Genomic DNA, 22,188 nt, shown 5'->3' with positions numbered 1-22,188 from the left:
GCCGCGCAGATTGATCGGCAGTGCGGGGCCGCCCGACCCAAGCCCTGATCTGGGCGCGGTTGACGCGCAGACTGTCCATGCTCTCTCAGGCCGCACCACCGCCCGAACCGCCACCCCCGCCCGCGACGGCATTCTCGCCCACGGCGTTGCCGCCGCCGCCACCCCCGCCGGTGGCGCCATTGCCCCCCGCGGCGTTGCCGCCGCCACCACCCCCGCCGGAGGCGCCATTGCCCCCCGCGGCGTTGCCGCCGCCACCACCCCCGCCGAAGGCGCCATCGCCCCCCGCGGCGTTGCCGCCGCCGCCACCCCCGCCGTCGCGACCGCCATCGCCGCCAGCATTGCCGCCGCCGCTGGCACCGCCGCTGCCGCCGTTGTTACCGTCGCCGATGCCGCCGTCACCACCGGTACCGCCGTCCCCGGCACCGCCGCTACCTCCCGCACCGCCCGCGCCGACGTCGACGCTGAGGCGGCCGGCGCCCCCGCCGCCGCCGCCGTTGCCACCGATACCGGTGGTGCTGTCGCCGCCCGCGCCGCCGGGGCCGCCCTGGCCCAACCTGCCGCCGCTGCCGCCGCCGCCGCCGCCGTTGCCGCCGATGCCGGCGTTGCTGTTGCCGCCGGTGCCGCCGGCCCCACCGGTGCTGCCTAAGCCAATGGCGCCGCCGCCTCCACCGGCGCCGCCGTTGCCGCCGTTGCCCATGTCGCTGTTGCCGCCGCCGCCGCCGTCACCGCCGTCTCCGCCGTCTCCGGAGCCGGAGGCGGAAGCGCCGCCCCCACCGGCGCCGCCGTTGCCGCCGTTGCCCATGGTGCTGTTGCCGCCGCCGCCGCCGTGACCCCCGTTTCCGCCGCTTCCTCCGCCCAAGCCCCCAGCACCACCGCCGCCGCCGTTGCCGCCGTTGCCCATGGTGCTGTGGCCGCCGCCACCGCCGGTCCCGCCGCTACCGCCGTCGCCGCGGCCGCTGCCACCGAGGCCACCGCCGCCGCCTCCTCCACCGCCGCCGCCGCTGCCGCCGTCGCCGATGCTGTCGACGCCGTCACCGCCGTCACCGCCGCGACCACCGCTGCCACCGGTGCCAGAGTCACTGTCGCCGCCGGTGCCGCCGCGACCCCCGCTGCCGCCGCCGCCGCCGTCACCGCCCTCACCGCCGTCACCGCCGCGACCACCGCTGCCACCGATGCCACCGGTGCCGGAGTCACTGTCGCCGCCGGTGCCGCCGATACCGCCGGTTCCGCCGTCGCCGCCGTCGCCTTGGATGCCACCGGTACCGGCGCCCGCCAAACCGCCAGCGCCGCCAGTCCCGCCGGCGCCGCCGCTGGCGCCCTGGCCGCCGGTGCCGCCGCCGGCGGCACCCGCCGCACCGGCTGCGCCGGCGCCGCCGGTTCCGCCCTTGCCGCCTTGGCCGCCGTCACCAGAGCTGCCGTCGGCGCCCGCGGTCGATCCGGACCCGCCCGCACCGGCCGCGCCGCCGACCCCGCCGGCCCCGCCGGCGCCGCCCACTCCGCCGGCTACGTCGGGTGTGGTGCTGAAGCTGCCGGTGCCGCCGGTGCCGCCTTGGCCGCCGGTGCCGGCATCGCCGCCCACACCGCCGGTACCGGTACCAGTGCCAGTGCCGCCGGTGCCGCCGGTGCCGCCAGTGCCGCCTTCGCCGCCGGCGCCACCGGTACCACTGCCAACGCCAGTCTCACCTTGCTCGGCGTCGCCGCCGTCACCGCCGGTTCCACCGATGCCGCCGTCGCCGCCCTTGCCACCGTCGCCGTTGCCGCCGGCGCCGGCGTCGCCGCCCTTGCCTCCAGCGCCGGCCGCACCGCCGGCGCCTCCGGCACCGCCGGGGTCGCTGGGTTCGGCGACGCCCATTCGATCGTCGCCTCGGCCGCCGGCGCCGCCGGTTCCCCCCGTTCCGCCGTCGCCACCGTCACCGCCGCCGCTTCCGCCGGTCCCTCCGTCGCCGCCGGTGCCGGCCGCGCCACCTATCCCGCCGTCTCCGCCTAACGTTCCGCCTATGCCGCCGGCGCCGCCGTCACCGGCGATGCCGCCGGTGCCGCCGGTGCCGCCGTCGGTGCCGCCGGTGCCGCCGGCTCCGCCGTCGCCGCCAGCTCCGCCTTGGCCGCCAGGGCCGCCACCGAGGAGGAGGCCACTAGGACCGTTACCGCCGACACCTCCAATACCGCCGGCACCGCCGTTACCGCCGGTACCGGCACCAGCACCACCGATGCCGCCGGCGCCGCCGGTACCGCCGCTGCCGCCAGTGCCGGACAGGGCGCCAGCAGGCGAGTCGGGGTCTGGTGGTCTGCCGTCACCGCCGTCGCCGGCCGTGCCGCCTTGGCCGCCGGTTCCCCCACCGGTTCCTCCGATGCCGTCGCCGCCAGCGCCCCCGGCGCCGCCGTCGCCGCCAGCTCCACCGTCTGTTCCAGATGTGCTCGTTTCGGTTGCGGCTCCGCCGTCGGCACCCTGGCCGCCGGTGCCGCCGGTTCCGCCGTCGCCGCCGGTGCCGTTAACGCTGCCGGCGCCGGCGGCGCCACCCCCACCGCCGGTCCCTCCGGCGCCGCCGTCGCCACCGTCTTGATTGACGCCCCCGAGTCCGCCTTGGCCGCCGCCGCCGCCAGCACCGCCGGCGCCGCCATCGCCGCCGGCACCGCTAACGCTGCCGGTACCGGCGGTGCCTCCCGCACCGCCGTCGCCGCCGGTTCCGCCGATTCCGCCATTTTGGGCGGTGCTGCCGTTTCCGCCGTCGCCGCCGGTTCCGCCGATCCCGCCGGCCCCACCCTGGCCGCCCACACCTTGGGTGCCCGCGGTACCACCGTTGGTCGCACCAGCCAAACCACCGGTACCGCCTTGACCGCCGGCCCCACCAGCCCCACCGGTGCCGCCTTGCGCGCCGGCCGCGGCGATATCGGTGTTGTCCGCACCGCTGCCACCATCACCGCCGAGACCTCCCGCACCGCCGTCACCGGCGGTCCCGGCAGCCCCCATCGCCGAGCCAGTGCCGCCGATACCGGCCTCGCCGCCCTGCCCGCCGACCCCACCGATACCACCAGCATCACCGGCGCCACCCGAGCCCGCACCATCAGCGCCGGTGCCGCCTTGCCCGCCAGTCCCACCGATCCCACCGACCCCACCCTGGCCACCCATACCTTGAGTGCCCGCGGTACCACCGTTGGTCGCACCAGCCAAACCACCGGTACCGCCTTGACCGCCGGCCCCACCAGCCCCACCGGTGCCGCCTTGCGCGCCGGCCGCGGCGATATCGGTGTTGTCCGCACCGCTGCCACCATCACCACCGAGACCTCCCGCACCGCCGTCACCGGCGGTCCCGGCAGCCCCCATCGCCGAGCCAGTGCCGCCGATACCGGCCTCGCCGCCCTGCCCGCCGACCCCACCGATACCACCAGCATCACCGGCGCCACCCGAGCCCGCACCATCAGCGCCGGTGCCGCCTTGCCCGCCAGTCCCACCGATCCCACCGACCCCACCCTGGCCACCCACACCTTGAGTGCCCGCGGTACCACCGTTGGTCGCACCAGCCAAACCACCGGTACCGCCTTGACCGCCGGCCCCACCAGCCCCACCGGTGCCGCCTTGCGCGCCGGCCGCGGCGATATCGGTGTTGTCCGCACCGCTGCCACCATCACCGCCGAGACCTCCCGCACCGCCGTCACCGGCGGTCCCGGCAGCCCCCATCGCCGAGCCAGTGCCGCCGATACCGGCCTCGCCGCCCTGCCCGCCGACCCCACCGATACCACCAGCATCACCGGCGCCACCCGAGCCCGCACCATCAGCGCCGGTGCCGCCTTGCCCGCCAGTCCCACCGATCCCACCGACCCCACCCTGGCCACCCACACCTTGAGTGCCCGCGGTACCACCGTTGGTCGCACCAGCCAAACCACCGGTACCGCCTTGACCGCCGGCCCCACCAGCCCCACCGGTGCCGCCTTGCGCGCCGGCCGCGGCGATATCGGTGTTGTCCGCACCGCTGCCACCATCACCACCGAGACCTCCCGCACCGCCGTCACCGGCGGTCCCGGCAGCCCCCATCGCCGAGCCAGTGCCGCCGATACCGGCCTCGCCGCCCTGCCCGCCGACCCCACCGATACCACCAGCATCACCGGCGCCACCCGAGCCCGCACCATCAGCGCCGGTGCCGCCTTGCCCGCCAGTCCCACCGATCCCACCGACCCCACCCTGGCCACCCACACCTTGAGTGCCCGCGGTACCACCGTTGGTCGCACCAGCCAAACCACCGGTACCGCCTTGACCGCCGGCCCCACCAGCCCCACCGGTGCCGCCTTGCGCGCCGGCCGCGGCGATATCGGTGTTGTCCGCACCGCTGCCACCATCACCACCGAGACCTCCCGCACCGCCGTCACCGGCGGTCCCGGCAGCCCCCATCGCCGAGCCAGTGCCGCCGATACCGGCCTCGCCGCCCTGCCCGCCGACCCCACCGATACCACCAGCATCACCGGCGCCACCCGAGCCCGCACCATCAGCGCCGGTGCCGCCTTGCCCGCCAGTCCCACCGATCCCACCGACCCCACCCTGGCCACCCACACCTTGAGTGCCCGCGGTACCACCGTTGGTCGCACCAGCCAAACCACCGGTACCGCCTTGACCGCCGGCCCCACCAGCCCCACCGGTGCCGCCTTGCGCGCCGGCCGCGGCGATATCGGTGTTGTCCGCACCGCTGCCACCATCACCACCGAGACCTCCCGCACCGCCGTCACCGGCGGTCCCGGCAGCCCCCATCGCCGAGCCAGTGCCGCCGATACCGGCCTCGCCGCCCTGCCCGCCGACCCCACCGATACCACCAGCATCACCGGCGCCACCCGAGCCCGCACCATCAGCGCCGGTGCCGCCTTGCCCGCCAGTCCCACCGATCCCACCGACCCCACCCTGGCCACCCACACCTTGAGTGCCCGCGGTACCACCGTTGGTCGCACCAGCCAAACCACCGGTACCGCCTTGACCGCCGGCCCCACCAGCCCCACCGGTGCCGCCTTGCGCGCCGGCCGCGGCGATATCGGTGTTGTCCGCACCGCTGCCACCATCACCACCGAGACCTCCCGCACCGCCGTCACCGGCGGTCCCGGCAGCCCCCATCGCCGAGCCAGTGCCGCCGATACCGGCCTCGCCGCCCTGCCCGCCGACCCCACCGATACCACCAGCATCACCGGCGCCACCCGAGCCCGCACCATCAGCGCCGGTGCCGCCTTGCCCGCCAGTCCCACCGATCCCACCGACCCCACCCTGGCCACCCACACCTTGAGTGCCCGCGGTACCACCGTTGGTCGCACCAGCCAAACCACCGGTACCGCCTTGACCGCCGGCCCCACCAGCCCCACCGGTGCCGCCTTGCGCGCCGGCCGCGGCGATATCGGTGTTGTCCGCACCGCTGCCACCATCACCACCGAGACCTCCCGCACCGCCGTCACCGGCGGTCCCGGCAGCCCCCATCGCCGAGCCAGTGCCGCCGATACCGGCCTCGCCGCCCTGCCCGCCGACCCCACCGATACCACCAGCATCACCGGCGCCACCCGAGCCCGCACCATCAGCGCCGGTGCCGCCTTGCCCGCCAGTCCCACCGATCCCACCGACCCCACCCTGGCCACCCACACCTTGAGTGCCCGCGGTACCACCGTTGGTCGCACCAGCCAAACCACCGGTACCGCCTTGACCGCCGGCCCCACCAGCCCCACCGGTGCCGCCTTGCGCGCCGGCCGCGGCGATATCGGTGTTGTCCGCACCGCTGCCACCATCACCACCGAGACCTCCCGCACCGCCGTCACCGGCGGTCCCGGCAGCCCCCATCGCCGAGCCAGTGCCGCCGATACCGGCCTCGCCGCCCTGCCCGCCGACCCCACCGATACCACCAGCATCACCGGCGCCACCCGAGCCCGCACCATCAGCGCCGGTGCCGCCTTGCCCGCCAGTCCCACCGATCCCACCGACCCCACCCTGGCCACCCATACCTTGAGTGCCCGCGGTACCACCGTTGGTCGCACCAGCCAAACCACCGGTACCGCCTTGACCGCCGGCCCCACCAGCCCCACCGGTGCCGCCTTGCGCGCCGGCCGCGGCGATATCGGTGTTGTCCGCACCGCTGCCACCATCACCACCGAGACCTCCCGCACCGCCGTCACCGGCGGTCCCGGCAGCCCCCATCGCCGAGCCAGTGCCGCCGATACCGGCCTCGCCGCCCTGCCCGCCGACCCCACCGATACCACCAGCATCACCGGCGCCACCCGAGCCCGCACCATCAGCGCCGGTGCCGCCTTGCCCGCCAGTCCCACCGATCCCACCGACCCCACCCTGGCCACCCACACCTTGAGTGCCCGCGGTACCACCGTTGGTCGCACCAGCCAAACCACCGGTACCGCCTTGACCGCCGGCCCCACCAGCCCCACCGGTGCCGCCTTGCGCGCCGGCCGCGGCGATATCGGTGTTGTCCGCACCGCTGCCACCATCACCACCGAGACCTCCCGCACCGCCGTCACCGGCGGTCCCGGCAGCCCCCATCGCCGAGCCAGTGCCGCCGATACCGGCCTCGCCGCCCTGCCCGCCGACCCCACCGATACCACCAGCATCACCGGCGCCACCCGAGCCCGCACCATCAGCGCCGGTGCCGCCTTGCCCGCCAGTCCCACCGATCCCACCGACCCCACCCTGGCCACCCACACCTTGAGTGCCCGCGGTACCACCGTTGGTCGCACCAGCCAAACCACCGGTACCGCCTTGACCGCCGGCCCCACCAGCCCCACCGGTGCCGCCTTGCGCGCCGGCCGCGGCGATATCGGTGTTGTCCGCACCGCTGCCACCATCACCGCCGAGACCTCCCGCACCGCCGTCACCGGCGGTCCCGGCAGCCCCCATCGCCGAGCCAGTGCCGCCGATACCGGCCTCGCCGCCCTGCCCGCCGACCCCACCGATACCACCAGCATCACCGGCGCCACCCGAGCCCGCACCATCAGCGCCGGTGCCGCCTTGCCCGCCAGTCCCACCGATCCCACCGACCCCACCCTGGCCACCCACACCTTGAGTGCCCGCGGTACCACCGTTGGTCGCACCAGCCAAACCACCGGTACCGCCTTGACCGCCGGCCCCACCAGCCCCACCGGTGCCGCCTTGCGCGCCGGCCGCGGCGATATCGGTGTTGTCCGCACCGCTGCCACCATCACCACCGAGACCTCCCGCACCGCCGTCACCGGCGGTCCCGGCAGCCCCCATCGCCGAGCCAGTGCCGCCGATACCGGCCTCGCCGCCCTGCCCGCCGACCCCACCGATACCACCAGCATCACCGGCGCCACCCGAGCCCGCACCATCAGCGCCGGTGCCGCCTTGCCCGCCAGTCCCACCGATCCCACCGACCCCACCCTGGCCACCCACACCTTGAGTGCCCGCGGTACCACCGTTGGTCGCACCAGCCAAACCACCGGTACCGCCTTGACCGCCGGCCCCACCAGCCCCACCGGTGCCGCCTTGCGCGCCGGCCGCGGCGATATCGGTGTTGTCCGCACCGCTGCCACCATCACCACCGAGACCTCCCGCACCGCCGTCACCGGCGGTCCCGGCAGCCCCCATCGCCGAGCCAGTGCCGCCGATACCGGCCTCGCCGCCCTGCCCGCCGACCCCACCGATACCACCAGCATCACCGGCGCCACCCGAGCCCGCACCATCAGCGCCGGTGCCGCCTTGCCCGCCAGTCCCACCGATCCCACCGACCCCACCCTGGCCACCCATACCTTGAGTGCCCGCGGTACCACCGTTGGTCGCACCAGCCAAACCACCGGTACCGCCTTGACCGCCGGCCCCACCAGCCCCACCGGTGCCGCCTTGCGCGCCGGCCGCGGCGATATCGGTGTTGTCCGCACCGCTGCCACCATCACCACCGAGACCTCCCGCACCGCCGTCACCGGCGGTCCCGGCAGCCCCCATCGCCGAGCCAGTGCCGCCGATACCGGCCTCGCCGCCCTGCCCGCCGACCCCACCGATACCACCAGCATCACCGGCGCCACCCGAGCCCGCACCATCAGCGCCGGTGCCGCCTTGCCCGCCAGTCCCACCGATCCCACCGACCCCACCCTGGCCACCCACACCTTGAGTGCCCGCGGTACCACCGTTGGTCGCACCAGCCAAACCACCGGTACCGCCTTGACCGCCGGCCCCACCAGCCCCACCGGTGCCGCCTTGCGCGCCGGCCGCGGCGATATCGGTGTTGTCCGCACCGCTGCCACCATCACCACCGAGACCTCCCGCACCGCCGTCACCGGCGGTCCCGGCAGCCCCCATCGCCGAGCCAGTGCCGCCGATACCGGCCTCGCCGCCCTGCCCGCCGACCCCACCGATACCACCAGCATCACCGGCGCCACCCGAGCCCGCACCATCAGCGCCGGTGCCGCCTTGCCCGCCAGTCCCACCGATCCCACCGACCCCACCCTGGCCACCCACACCTTGAGTGCCCGCGGTACCACCGTTGGTCGCACCAGCCAAACCACCGGTACCGCCTTGACCGCCGGCCCCACCAGCCCCACCGGTGCCGCCTTGCGCGCCGGCCGCGGCGATATCGGTGTTGTCCGCACCGCTGCCACCATCACCACCGAGACCTCCCGCACCGCCGTCACCGGCGGTCCCGGCAGCCCCCATCGCCGAGCCAGTGCCGCCGATACCGGCCTCGCCGCCCTGCCCGCCGACCCCACCGATACCACCAGCATCACCGGCGCCACCCGAGCCCACACCATCAGCGCCGGTGCCGCCTTGCCCGCCAGTCCCACCGATCCCACCGACCCCACCCTGGCCACCCACACCTTGAGTGCCCGCGGTACCACCGTTGGTCGCACCAGCCAAACCACCGGTACCGCCTTGACCGCCGGCCCCACCAGCCCCACCGGTGCCGCCTTGCGCGCCGGCCGCGGCGATATCGGTGTTGTCCGCACCGCTGCCACCATCACCACCGAGACCTCCCGCACCGCCGTCACCGGCGGTCCCGGCAGCCCCCATCGCCGAGCCAGTGCCGCCGATACCGGCCTCGCCGCCCTGCCCGCCGACCCCACCGATACCACCAGCATCACCGGCGCCACCCGAGCCCGCACCATCAGCGCCGGTGCCGCCTTGCCCGCCAGTCCCACCGATCCCACCGACCCCACCCTGGCCACCCACACCTTGAGTGCCCGCGGTACCACCGTTGGTCGCACCAGCCAAACCACCGGTACCGCCTTGACCGCCGGCCCCACCAGCCCCACCGGTGCCGCCTTGCGCGCCGGCCGCGGCGATATCGGTGTTGTCCGCACCGCTGCCACCATCACCACCGAGACCTCCCGCACCGCCGTCACCGGCGGTCCCGGCAGCCCCCATCGCCGAGCCAGTGCCGCCGATACCGGCCTCGCCGCCCTGCCCGCCGACCCCACCGATACCACCAGCATCACCGGCGCCACCCGAGCCCGCACCATCAGCGCCGGTGCCGCCTTGCCCGCCAGTCCCACCGATCCCACCGACCCCACCCTGGCCACCCACACCTTGAGTGCCCGCGGTACCACCGTTGGTCGCACCAGCCAAACCACCGGTACCGCCTTGACCGCCGGCCCCACCAGCCCCACCGGTGCCGCCTTGCGCGCCGGCCGCGGCGATATCGGTGTTGTCCGCACCGCTGCCACCATCACCACCGAGACCTCCCGCACCGCCGTCACCGGCGGTCCCGGCAGCCCCCATCGCCGAGCCAGTGCCGCCGATACCGGCCTCGCCGCCCTGCCCGCCGACCCCACCGATACCACCAGCATCACCGGCGCCACCCGAGCCCGCACCATCAGCGCCGGTGCCGCCTTGCCCGCCAGTCCCACCGATCCCACCGACCCCACCCTGGCCACCCACACCTTGAGTGCCCGCGGTACCACCGTTGGTCGCACCAGCCAAACCACCGGTACCGCCTTGACCGCCGGCCCCACCAGCCCCACCGGTGCCGCCTTGCGCGCCGGCCGCGGCGATATCGGTGTTGTCCGCACCGCTGCCACCATCACCACCGAGACCTCCCGCACCGCCGTCACCGGCGGTCCCGGCAGCCCCCATCGCCGAGCCAGTGCCGCCGATACCGGCCTCGCCGCCCTGCCCGCCGACCCCACCGATACCACCAGCATCACCGGCGCCACCCGAGCCCGCACCATCAGCGCCGGTGCCGCCTTGCCCGCCAGTCCCACCGATCCCACCGGCCCCACCGTCACCGCCCGCACCTTGGAAGGCACCGGTGCCGCCACCGTCGCCGCCGGCCCCACCGGCTCCGCCCGCAAACCCAGTGCCGCCCGTTGCCCCAGCGACGGTGGCGTCGGTGCCGGCCGCGCCGGTACCACCGTGACCACCTTCGCCACCAGCGCCACCGAAACCGATGGCACCGGCCGACCCGGCCTGGCTGAACAGGTGGCGGGCGCCCGCGGTGCCGGCTTGACCGGCATCGCCGCCAGTACCCCCAGCACCACCGTCACCGCCGATTCCGGTGAGGCTGTCGGCCCCCAAGCCCCCGGCCCCGCCGGTGCCTCCGATACCGCCGGCTCCGCCGGCGCCGCCCGGGCCGAACAACAACGCGGCCCGACCCCCGGCACCGCCATCGCCGCCGCTACCGCCTGCGCCGCCGTCACCACCGGAGCCGCCGTCCCCGATGCCGTCGCTGCCGGCCTTACCCGCGCCTCCGGCCCCGCCGGCCCCGCCATCACCGCCGCGCATGAATAGCCCGCCACGCGCGCCTGCGCCGCCAGCGCCGCCATCACCGCCAGCGGTACCGATGCTGGTCGCAGTGCCACCCGCGCCGCCGGCACCGCCGGCGCCACCGGTGCCGAACAGCCACCCTGGGTTGCCCCCGGCGCCGCCATCGCCCCCGGCGCTGCCAGGATCGCCGATGCCGCCGGCGCCGCCGGTGCCGCCAAATCCGAACAACTGTGCCGCTTGACCACCATTGCCGCCCGTACCGCCGCCGATACCACCCACGCCGCCGTGACCGCCGTCACCAATAATCAGGCCGCTGTTGCCGCCAGCACCCCCAGCTCCACCATCAGTGCCACCGAATCCGCCGGCCCCGCCATCGCCGAACAACAAGGCCCCGTTACCGCCAGCCCCGCCGCCGACACCACCGCCACCGCCGGCACCGCCCGCACCGCCGTCACCGAACACCCAGCCGCCATCACCACCGCGTCCGCCGCCAGCACCGCCGGTGCCGCCATCGCCGAACACCAGGCCCCCACGGCCGCCAGTGCCACCGGTGCCCCCAGCACCGCCGATACCGCCATTACCGAACAACCAAGCGTGTCCGCCCGCACCACCGCTGCCGCCACCGATCCCGCCGGACCCCCCGTTACCCCCACTGCCATACAGCCACCCACCAGAGCCACCGGCGCCACCGCTAGCGCCGATACCGCCCGCACCGCCGTTGCCGCCGTTGCCCAACAACCCGGCCGACCCGCCGGCCCCCCCGGCCTGCCCGGCTGCCCCAGCGGCGCCACTGCCGCCGCTGCCCCACAGCAACCCACCATCACCACCGGCGCCACCAGCAGTGGTCGCATTCGCTCCATTGCCGATCAGTGGACGCCCCAACAACCCCAGGGTGGGGCCGTTGATCAAGTTGAGCAGGGTCTGCTCGACGTTGGTGGCCTCCGCGACCGCATACGACGCCGCGCCGCCCTGCAGCGTCTGCACGAACTGCTCGTGATAGGCGGCGACTTGGGCGCTGATCGCCTGATACTCCTGGCCGTACATGCCGAACAACGCCGCAATACGCCCCGAGACCTCATCAGCACCGGCAGCCAACACCTCCGTAGTCGCCGCAGCCGCCGCCGAGTTCGCGGCCTCCAAGGTCGAACCGATACGCGCCAAATCGCCGATCGAGGCGTTCAGCAGGTCGGGAGTTATGGAGAAAAACGACACGAGAAGCCCCTCGGTAGTGCGTAGCAGCAGTGTAAGAACGCATACCCACAAGTATTGTTGCGTGCGTTATTTCTGAAGATATTTCGCCGCGGGTTAACTCATTTGTTGGTTTAGCTGCACCCGCAGCTGGCCCCGCTGATCTGACCCACTACTTATGAGAACTTCACTGATCTCGAACAACAGACCACCATCGCCGCCGGCGCCAGCCGACCAACCAATGCCGGTTCCGAAGCCGTGACCAGCAGACCCACCGGCGCAACCCGGACCGGCCAACAACCCAGCATTACCCCCGGCTCCGCCCGCACCCCCGCTCTCATAGGCGCCGCCATCGCAGCCACACCCACCAAACCGGCTAACAACCCACCGGATCTGCCAGCATCACCAGCACTACCCGACGTTCCAGCAAACCGAGACCCCCCGCCAGCCCCCCGCCACCCCAACACCGCCAACCCCGCCAACCCCGCCAACCGCAGCGGCGCCCGTAGCTCCCCTGGCGCCATCAGCAACGCCAGCGCCGATCAACCCCGGCGTCCTGGGCTGACACGACAATCACCGTTGTCGACGCCGCCGCGCCCGCATTCGCCCCACCGACCAGCGACCCCACACCAGCCAACTGCACGGCCGCCGAGACCAACACCCCCGGGCACCGCCACCACCAACGACACCGCATACCTCCCGTATCAATACCCAGCCAAAGATGCCTGGCCGGTGGGTCCGGTCGGGGCCACCTGCGGTGCCCACCGGAGCCACGACAGCTCCTAGATGGACGGTGTCTAGATGGGTGTCGGCGGCGATGACCACGACGCGTGATGCTGTCACGATGGTGGTGTCTCCTGTTCTGCTGATATCAACCGGTGGAGCGGACGACGTCCTGGCCAGAGCGGGCAGACAAGACATTGATGAGGAAACTGCCAGGCTCCCGATCAAGTCATGTCCGCCCCGCCGGGGCTCTTGATCGGCAGCCGCGCACCGGTGGGACAGATCAATTGGAAGACGACCCAAAAAGGCGTCCGTCGGTGGCCGGGTCACTACCGGCAGCGGTTGCCACGACCATCCTCAACCGGCCGCCTTAACAGCATCAATGTCGGTGGCGAGAGTATTATTCGAACATGCGTTCTAGTATCCGGGAGGCGATCGTTGCGGCTTACGACGCGCTCGACGCAGCCCTTGACCGGGTGCTCGAGCTCTCGTGCGACGAGCTGACCACCCCGGAATGCCTGACGCTGCTGCAACGCAGCGAAGCAGTGCGACGCCGGCTACCGGCCGCCGAACACCCGCTAATCAACACACTCGCCCACCACGCCGATGCCAACGAGCTAGGCGGCAAGCTGGCCTTCGCGCTGGCTCAGCGACTACACATCACCCGCGCCGACGCCTCCCGCCGCATCGGCGACGCAACCGATCTCGGGCACCGCCGCGCACTCACCGGCCAACCGTTGCCACCGTTGTTGACGGCCACCGCCGAAGCCCAACGCACCGGGCACATCGGAGCAGACCACGTACGCGTCATCCGAACCTTCTTCCACCAACTCCCCAGCGTCGTCGACCCGACGACTCGACAACAAGCCGAAACCGACCTAGCAAAGCTGGGACGCCAGTACCGCCCCGACGAGCTGTCCAAGCTTGCCGCCAAACTCACCGACTGCCTCAACCCCGACGGCACCTACACCGACGCCGACCGCGCCCGCCGCCGCGGCATCACCCTCGGCAAACAAGACGCCGACGGCATGTCCCCCATCACCGGCTACCTCACCCCCGAAGCCCGCGCCACCCTCGACGCAGTCCTGGCCAAACTCGCCGCCCCCGGCATGTCCAACCCCAACGACGCGACCCCGTGTGTCAGCGGCACCCCGCCGCAAACCGCCATCGAGTCCGACACCCGCAGCACCAGCCAGCGCAACCACGACGGCCTCAACGCCGCCATGCGAGCCCTACTCTGCTCCGGCGATCTCGGACAACACAATGGGCTACCCGCGGCCATCATCGTGTCCACCACGCTGGCCGAGCTCGAATCCGGCGCCGGAAACGCTTTGACCGCCGGGGGCACCCTGCTACCAATCAGCGATGTGATCCGGCTAGCCCGTCACGCCCATCATTACCTGCGCATCTTCGACCAGGGCCGAGAACTCGGCCTGTATCACACCAAGCGCCTGGCCTCACCGGGGCAACGAATCGTGCTGCACGCCAAAGACCGCGGCTGCACCTTCCCCAACTGCGACGTTCCCGGCTACCTCACCGAAGTCCACCACGTCACCGACTACGCCGAAACCAACCACACCAACATCAACGACCTCACCTTCGGCTGCGGCCCCCACCACAAACTCATCACCACCGGCAACTGGACGACCCGCAAACGCCGAGACGGCACCACCGAATGGATCCCACCACCCCACCTCGACCACGGCCAACCCCGGACAAACAGATACTTCCACCCTCAAGACCTGCTCGGCGACAACACCAACGACGGAGACGACCCGTGAGCACTCCTAGCAACGACCATCGTTGTGTCGCTTCGGGTTGAACGCTAACCCGGCAACTCTCCAACCGGTCCCGCTCGCCGGTTAGGTCGACCCGTTAATTCCGTCCGAGCCCACCAACAGCCCACCGGTGCCGCCTGAGCCCGGGGCACCGTCGGGGGTGCCGATGCCGCTGTTGCCGCCGTTGCCGCCAGTGCCGATCACCACCGCATTACCCCCGGCCCCGCCGGGGCCACCGGCCCCACCGTTGTCGTCTTGCCCGCCGGCGCCACCAGCGCCGCCGTTGCCGATCACTTGCCCGCCAAGCCCGCCGACCCCACCGGCACCACCACCGGCGCCATTGCCGTCGCCGCCGGCACCTCCGGCCCCACCGCCGCCCAGCCAGCCCGCGTTGCCCCCGGCACCACCATTCCCACCAGCGTTGACGCCTACCCGGCCGATGAGGCCGGAGGCGCCGCCGGCACCGCCAGCACCGCCGCTGGAGAACAGCAGCCCCGCACCGCCCCCAGCCCCACCATCCCCGCCGGAATGGCCGATGCCGGCGCTAGTGCCGCCGGTCCCGCCGACCCCGCCCGCACCGAATAGCGACCCGGCGTTACCGCCGGCCCCACCGGCGCCACCGGCATCACTGAAGCTGAAGCCGCCGGAACCGCCGGAGCCGCCAGGACCGCCCAGCGCCCCCGCGTTGCCGCCGGCCCCACCGACACCGCCGTCGCTGCGCAGAGCGGATCCGCCGTCCCCGCCGGCACCGCCGCCAGCAGCGAACAGCCCGCCGAGCAACCCGCCGGCACCGCCAGCCCCGCCCGCGCCAACGTTCAAGGCAGCGGCGTCGGAAGTTATCCCGCCGACGCCGCCCGCACCGCCGGCGCTCAACAATCCCCCGACCCCACCGGCACCGCCATCCCCGCCGACGCCGACACGTGCCGCCCCGCCGGCCCCACCGGCACCGCCATCGCCCGCCAGAAAACCGCCAGCCCCACCGGCACCGCCATCCCCACCAGAGAAGCCCAACGCAGCAGCACCGGCCCCACCGGCCCCGCCCGTGCCCCACAACCCTGCAGCCCCACCAGTCCCACCGTCAACGCTGGCGCCGATAGCGCCAGAACCACCGGCACCGCCGTCACCGAGCAGCCAGCCCCCAGCCCCACCGTTGTCCCCGCTGCCTGCCGCCCCGGGAGTGCCGTTACCGATCAACGGCCGACCCGTCAGATCCTGAACAGGTGCGTTGATCGCGCCGATCACTTGCTGCTGCAGTGTATGGAACACCGAGGTGCTCGCTGGGGCGTTGAAACCATCCAACCCCACCAGCAGCCCACTGACACCGCCGAGGCCATCGGCGCCCAACGTCATTCCGATGCCGCCGATACCGCCATTGCCGCCGTTGCCAATCAACACCGCATTGCCCCCGACCCCACCGGTACCGCCATCGGTACCCCCTAATGAGGGCTCCGCCTCCCCGCCCGCGCCGCCGGCCCCGCCATTTCCGATCAATAGCCCACCTTGGCCCCCAGCGCCACCAGCGCCTCCGACGTCAGCAAGGCTGGCGCCGCCGGTCCCGCCGGTCCCGCCGTTACCGAACACCCCGCCGGTGCCGCCGGTCCCCCCGTCGCCCCCGACACCGCCAAGGCTGGCCCCGCCGCTCCCACCGACGCCACCGCTGCCGGACCAGCCGCCGTCACCACCAGACCCACCAGCCCCGCCAGCACCAGTACCGTGGCTGGGGCCGCCGGTCCCGCCGGCCCCGCCACTGCTGAACAACACACCACCATCGCCGCCGGCCCCGCCAGCGCCACCAGCGCCACCAGCGCCAAAGCCGAGACCGCCGGACCCACCGGCACCACCGGGACCGGCCAACAGCCCAGCATTGCCCCCGGCCCCGCCGGCGCCCCCGCTCCCACCGACACCGCCGTCGCCGCCGTCACCGCCGCCAGCGCCTACAAAGCCCGCTAGCAACCCACCGGATCCGCCGGCCCCACCAGTGCCACCCACCGTCGTAAGAAGGAGGGATCCTCCGCCGGTCCCCCCGGCCCCGCCGCCGCCGAGCAGGCCTCCGGCCCCACCGGCACCGCCAACACCGCCAACCGCAGCCGTGCCGGTAGCGCCTCCGGCACCACCGGCACCGCCGGTACCCCACAACCAGCCACCAGCCCCACCAACACCACCGGCACCGGCGGTACCCGCCGTACCGGCCCCGCCGGCGCCACCGGCACCGCCAGCGCCGATCAACCCCGCCGCACCACCAGCGCCCCCGGCCTGGCCGGGCGCGCCGGAACCACCCGCACCGCCGTTACCCAGCAGCCAGCCCCCCGGCGCCCCCGCGGCCCCCGTGCCCGGAGCCCCGTTAGCGCCATTGCCAATCAACGGCCGACCCGTCATCGCCAGCACCGGCGCATTAACCGCAGCCAACAACGGATCAGCGATCGACGTCGCACTCGCCGCCTCAGCACTGGCGTAGGCATCCGCACCGGCGGTCAGCGCCTGGGCGAACTGGGCGTGAAACGCTGCCGCCTGCGCACTGGCGGCCTGATAGGCCTGCCCATGGGCGGAGAACAATGCCGCGATCGCCGCCGACACCTCGTCGTCGGCTGCAGCCACTATCGCCGTCGTCGACGCCGCCGCGGCCGCATTGGCGTCACCGACCAGCGACCCCACACCCGCCAACTGCACTGCCGCCGAGGCCAACACCTCTGGCACCGCCACCACCAACGACACTGCATACCTCCCGTATCAGCACCCAGCCAACGACTCATGGGAGGCCCGGACACCGTCAAATAACAATGATATTTCTTTGATATTTCGATGGTATCTGCAAACTACGCTCCCCGCAGCACAATGGCAACGCCGGCCAGCAGCGGGCCGGTTGCACCCCGCCCCGGATGTATCACGGCAATGGGGGAGGATACCGAGCATGGCGAGTCTGGCCGAACGGCTAGAGCGGGAGTTGCATGCGGCAGCCACCTCGAACCCGCGGGATTCGGTTCGCTACGCGGCGGTATTGGAGCGAGCGGTGCGGACGTGTACGAACGATCCAGAGGCGGCCGAGGCGCTCGACCTGGCCGATCTGTATCTCGATTTGGCGACGGAATACCAGGGGCTCGAACGCTACGAGGATGCGCTGGCCGCGGCGGATTCCGCCGTCGATGCCGGTCTCGACATGCGGCCGGACCCGCGGTGTCTGCGGGCTGAGATTCTGATGCGGGCCGACCGAGTTGCCGAGGCCGAACGGATCTGGGCGGAGGTTCGCGCCGACACGGCCGAGGATGTGTGGCTCTACAACAACGCCGGGCTGGCATACGCCTACGCCGGTCGCCATGATGTGGCGCTGGAGTGGTTGACCGAGGGCCTGCAGCTGGCGGTGCGCACCGGCGATCCCGAGCAGCTGGTCGAGCAACTCGCAGGACTGCGACAAGACAGCATGGACAGCGTGGGCCGGCCAGCCGACGCGCTGCAGGAGCAGGCTTGGGCGTTCCTGGACGGGCAACAGGACCGGCCGACGGGTCCGCAGGAAACGCAGCCGCCACCCGCCGACAGTTGCGACCCGGGTGCGCCGGCCACGATGACGTTGGCCTGGGTGCCCTCCGGTGACTACGAGGAGGCGGTCGCGCTGTGGCCGGAGCTGGCCGAGGGTGATCTGGCGGCCGGCCCGGACGGACCACTGCCGCATGCGTTGTACTGCAGAGCATTTCAGCGACAGCTCCACGAGCTCTCAGAGCGAGGAATCGCCACGCTGGCGATCGCGCCGGTGCGAGTGGCGCCGTTTACCGCGTGGTGCGCCGAGCAGGGGCGCCCTCCCGATTCGAACGCCCGGGCCAGTTATGCCGATCGCTTGGCCGCCGACAGCGACCCGAGCGTGGTTACCTGGCCGCCCGGCCGCAACGAGCCGTGCTGGTGCGGTTCGCGGCGCAAGTACAAGAAGTGCTGTGCGGCGCCGACATCCACCAAGAGCGGGCGGCAATCGTGAAGACCACGCGACTACAGGTCGTGCTGCGCGGGGTGGAGCCGGCGGTCACCCGGGTGATCGATGTGCCCGCGTCGGCGACACTTCCGGAGCTGCACGATCTACTGCAGGCCGCGGTCGGCTGGACCGACTCGCATCTGCACCAGTTCGTGACGCAGCACGTGAGATACGGAAGCGAGCCGCCCGCGGACGCAGCGCCGGAGTATCAGCGCGATGAGAACGACGCTCGGCTAACGGACCTGGGGCTGGGATTTGAGTATCACTACGACATGGGCGACGGCTGGATCCATGACGTCACGGTGCTCGGGCGCGGTGACGCGACCCCGGGTTGTGTGAGGGGCGACGGCTCCTGCCCGCCGGAGGATTGCGGTGGACCGTCTGGCTACGCCGAATTGCTCGACGTGCTCGGCGACCCGACAAATCCCGAGCACCACCGGATGCGCGACTGGGTGGGCAACCGGTTGCACCCCTTCAACCATGCCGCCACCGACCAGTGGGTGCGCCGCGTGGTTGGCGCGGTGCCCGCCAGCGTGCGGCTGCTGCTTGACTTCACCGCCGACGGAATAAAACTCACCTCGGGCGGGCGGCTGCCCACTGCGGTTGTCCTCGGCATGCAGGAACACCGTCCGCAGTGGCATCCGCTGGGCTCGCCCACGGCCATCGAGGACGACCTGCGGCCGCTGGTGGCGCTGCACCGGCTGCTGCGCGGCGTCGGGTTGCTGCGCCTACACCGCGGCGTGCTCGCGTCCACCCGGGCGGCCGGGGATGATCTCGCGGTGGTACGCCGAATTAGGTCGGCATTCGAACCCGACACCCTTGCCACCGAAATCACCGAACTGACGATCGGCGTGCTGGCGGTCCACGGTTCCTTGACCCGCCCCGAACTCGCGGCGCGGGTGCACGAGCGACTCGGCCCGAGATCGCACCCCGGTGGCGATGCCGTCACTGAGCGCGACGTACAGATCGCGATCGGCGAGCAGTCACCGATCATGCGAGGACTCGACCTGATCGACGACACCGAGTGGCGCACATGGTCCGTCGGCGCGTCGGCGCGGTCCCTGCTTCCCCGCGCCACGATGCTCACCGAGACCTGGACCAACGAATAGGGCCCGGGCCGGGACTGGGGGCGGCTCGGACTCTCGACTAACCCGCCGGTGTCAGCATTTCTTTCCACCCATCGGATCCGACATGGGCCGAGTTCTCGACGGAGTACACCACACCGTCCGGGGTGACGACTTTGCCGCTGCGCACATCGTAAATCGTTGTGGGCAACGCGCTCGGGGTATAGACGCAGGGGTTGGGTTGCTGCCCATTGCACTGGACGGTGCCCGAACCGGGTCTTTGCACCGGATCGCTGACCGGGGGCGGCGTTCCGGGCAGCCGATCGGCGGGTAGCGGATTGACACCATTGTTGACCGTCGGCGCCGGGATCACCTGGCCGGGTTTCACCGGCTGATCACATCTCGCTGCGGGAGCTGGGCAGGTCAGAATCTGGTTCGGGTCCCCGTACCAGGGATTGGTACCCAGCGGCACGTACGGCTCCTTGCTACGGCACTCTCGTGGCGTGGCGGCCCGCCTGCCGGGCACGTCCGCGCACGGGTTGTTGCGTGCTCCACGAACAACATTCGTCGCGTCCATGGGGATCTTGCAGTAGGTGCCCTTCGGCAGCGGCGCGGTGCTGGTGTCAGCCGGCGATCGCCACTGCGATGCCGGCAGAAATCCGGTCAAGCAGGGCGGCGGTTGGTTGAACGCGATAGCGCCGACGCCAAGTCCAGCTTCTCCGGGAAATGCTGAGGTAACCGTCTGGGCAATCGCGCCGGACTGCGGCAAGAACACCAACGCTTGCTCAACCCCGGCGTTGTAGCGCTTGAGCATGTCGAGCACGACCTCAAGATTGGCCAACGTCTGCGGCAACGACTCTCGCACATCGTCGAACGTGGCGTTGACCTGATCCACCGTTGGCGCCGCGTCGGCCAGAATGCGTCGCACCGCTTCGTCCTGCTGCGCGGTCTGCGCGGCCAACATGTTGAGATTGGTAGCCCAGCGGGCGATCTCGTCCCCAGAGTCGACCTGGCTGTCGATGATGGGCGCCGAACGCTCAATGATGTCGTCAATGTCGTCGATGCTGTCCCGGAAATCATGAGCGATCGCCTGGGTTGCGTCGACCAAGCGCTGAAGCGAAGGCCCCATGCCCCCCAAAGCCTGCGCCGTCTCATGCAGCAGGGATGCGACCTTGTCCTTGGGGAGCATCGCCAATCCGCGGTTCGCGGCGTCAAGCGCGGGACCGATCCGGCTGGGAACCGTAGTCTTGGTGATCGTCTGACCATTGCGCAGGTACGGACCTTCGCTGCGGTCGGATACCAAGTCGAGATACTGTTCGCCAACCGCCGACACCGAGTGCACATTGGCCGTCGCATCGGTCGGGATCTGGTAGCCGTCGTCAATGCTCATCCGCGCTCGCGCGCCGCGATCGGTTGGTTCGACGCCGGCAACCTTCCCGATCGTGATGCCCCGATAGGTGACATTGGCTGTTCGGTACAGGCCGCCGGACTGCGGCAATTCGGCATAGAGGGTGTATCGCCCAATCCCGACCAAACTGGGTATCCGCAGGAAGTACCAGACGAGGACCACCACCGCGGCGACCGCCAGCACGCTCAACAACAGCAGCTGTATCTTGATGGCGCGAGTAAGCATCTCTCACTCGGCCCTTTCCACGAGCGGTCCCCCAGGGACGCTGTTCGGGTTCGGCGTGTAGCGAATGTCCGGAACCATGGTGTCCGGATCCCGTCCCCACGCCTGCTCCAGCGCTCGCAACATCCCCGACACGCCCGTTCCGCTCAGCAGCGCGCCATCAAGGGCGGAGAGCGTCACGTCGAACGTGCCGGACACATTGACGTAGTCGCCGCGGATCACCTTGGACACCTCGTCGATGTTGTACGGCGCTGTGAGGCCCAGCTTCAGCCCCCCGACCACATACGGCGCGGCCCGCTCAAGCTGATAGAGCGGTCGCTGCAACGAATTCAGGTTCTCGTGCAGACTGGGCCGGGTGTCGGACAGAACCCGGTTGGCGACGTCACTGAACCGCCCCAGAGACTCGGTGGCGTCGGCGAACAGATCCCGCGTATCAGCGAAATGCGCTACCAGCGGCGGAAATTCGGTGAGCACCCGGTCCAGCGTGTCGTTGCGATTCGCGATGATCGTCACCAGCTCGTTGGTCGAGTCGATCGCCCGAGTAAGGTCGTCACGCTGGCGATTGAGTTCGGTGACGAATGTGTCTAGGCGACCGAGGAATTCGCGCACCTGGTCCGCGTGGCCGCCAAGGATGTTGAGGATCTCGGCTTGGATCACTTCGAGGTTGGGGATGCCGCCGCCGGAGAGGATGACCGCGATGCTCGCCAACGTCCGTTCGACGGTGGGGTAAGCCGAGGAGTTCTTCAGTGGGATTGTGTCGCCGGTCTCCAACGGCTGCCGCGACGGATGTGCCGGCGCAGCCAGCTCGACATGCTGTGTACCCAACAGGCTGGTCTGGCCAATCTTCGCGGTCGCATTTGCCGGTAGCTGCACAGTCGGATCGAGGTCCAGCGTCAGGGTCGCGATCCAGTTCTTCAGGCTGATGTCACGCACCGTGCCGACCCATACGTCGGCAACCCTGACCCGGCTATTGGTGTTCAGCGCCAGCGTGTCCGGCATCTGCACATAGATCGTCATGTGATGGGGACCGGTGCCCCTCCCGACCGGCAGCGGTACATTGGCAATCCCACGCCAGGTGCACGAAGTCAATACCATCGGGATTAGCAACAGCGCCAGCGCAAAGACCAGTCCACGACGACCCGCGCTCAGGGGCCGACGGTTCGGGCGGCTAC

The 22,188-nt window shown here is 71.9% G+C and carries 9 protein-coding genes; 3 read left to right on the top strand and 6 right to left on the bottom strand.

What is annotated here, in order from left to right:
• Positions 1–85: 85 nt before the first annotated feature.
• The 3 genes from F6B93_RS03900 to F6B93_RS03890 form a co-directional block, all read right to left on the bottom strand.
• Positions 86–11,890: a PE family protein gene (locus tag F6B93_RS03900; RefSeq protein WP_211699680.1), complete on the bottom strand. Its 11,805-nt coding sequence runs from the start codon at positions 11,888–11,890 to the stop codon at positions 86–88.
• A 152-nt stretch (positions 11,891–12,042) separates the two neighbouring features.
• Positions 12,043–12,390 (bottom strand): hypothetical protein, encoded by a 348-nt coding sequence (locus F6B93_RS03895; RefSeq protein WP_211697827.1) that lies wholly within the window; start codon positions 12,388–12,390, stop codon positions 12,043–12,045.
• Positions 12,390–12,527 carry a hypothetical protein gene (locus tag F6B93_RS03890; RefSeq protein ID WP_211697826.1) on the bottom strand — a complete coding sequence of 46 codons (138 nt, stop codon included), beginning with the start codon at positions 12,525–12,527 and terminating at the stop codon, positions 12,390–12,392. Before F6B93_RS03890 ends, F6B93_RS03895 begins: the two co-directional genes overlap by 1 nt.
• 472 nt (positions 12,528–12,999) lie before the next feature.
• Between F6B93_RS03890 and F6B93_RS03885 the strand changes: the two genes are divergently transcribed.
• Positions 13,000–14,370, top strand: coding sequence for an HNH endonuclease signature motif containing protein (locus F6B93_RS03885; protein WP_211697825.1), 1,371 nt, complete (start codon positions 13,000–13,002; stop codon positions 14,368–14,370).
• A gap of 81 nt (positions 14,371–14,451) precedes the next feature.
• Here F6B93_RS03885 and F6B93_RS03880 read toward each other — a convergent pair whose 3' ends face one another.
• The gene (locus tag F6B93_RS03880; RefSeq protein ID WP_211697824.1) at positions 14,452–17,079 is read right to left on the bottom strand and encodes a PE family protein; all 2,628 of its coding nucleotides are present in this window, start codon (positions 17,077–17,079) and stop codon (positions 14,452–14,454) included.
• 196 nt (positions 17,080–17,275) lie between these two features.
• Here F6B93_RS03880 and F6B93_RS22690 point away from each other — a divergent pair, with 196 nt between their 5' ends.
• Both F6B93_RS22690 and F6B93_RS03870 read left to right on the top strand, forming a co-directional pair.
• The gene (locus F6B93_RS22690) at positions 17,276–18,328 is read left to right on the top strand and encodes an SEC-C domain-containing protein (protein WP_246540993.1); all 1,053 of its coding nucleotides are present in this window, start codon (positions 17,276–17,278) and stop codon (positions 18,326–18,328) included.
• Positions 18,325–19,431: a plasmid pRiA4b ORF-3 family protein gene (locus F6B93_RS03870; RefSeq protein WP_211697823.1), complete on the top strand. Its 1,107-nt coding sequence runs from the start codon at positions 18,325–18,327 to the stop codon at positions 19,429–19,431. The genes F6B93_RS22690 and F6B93_RS03870 overlap by 4 nt, the downstream gene beginning before the upstream one ends.
• 37 nt (positions 19,432–19,468) lie before the next feature.
• Here the strand turns inward: F6B93_RS03870 and F6B93_RS03865 are convergent, their stop codons facing one another.
• On the bottom strand, positions 19,469–21,019 hold the full coding sequence (locus tag F6B93_RS03865; RefSeq protein WP_211697822.1) for an MCE family protein: 1,551 nt from the start codon (positions 21,017–21,019) through the stop codon (positions 19,469–19,471).
• A 3-nt stretch (positions 21,020–21,022) separates the two neighbouring features.
• On the bottom strand, positions 21,023–22,165 hold the full coding sequence (locus F6B93_RS03860; protein ID WP_211699256.1) for a virulence factor Mce family protein: 1,143 nt from the start codon (positions 22,163–22,165) through the stop codon (positions 21,023–21,025).
• Between the last annotated feature and the right edge of the window lie 23 nt (positions 22,166–22,188).

The sequence above is a fragment of the Mycobacterium spongiae genome, assembly GCF_018278905.1.
Taxonomy (GTDB): Bacteria; Actinomycetota; Actinomycetes; order Mycobacteriales; family Mycobacteriaceae; genus Mycobacterium; species Mycobacterium spongiae.
This window is presented reverse-complemented; position numbering and strand designations above follow the sequence as displayed.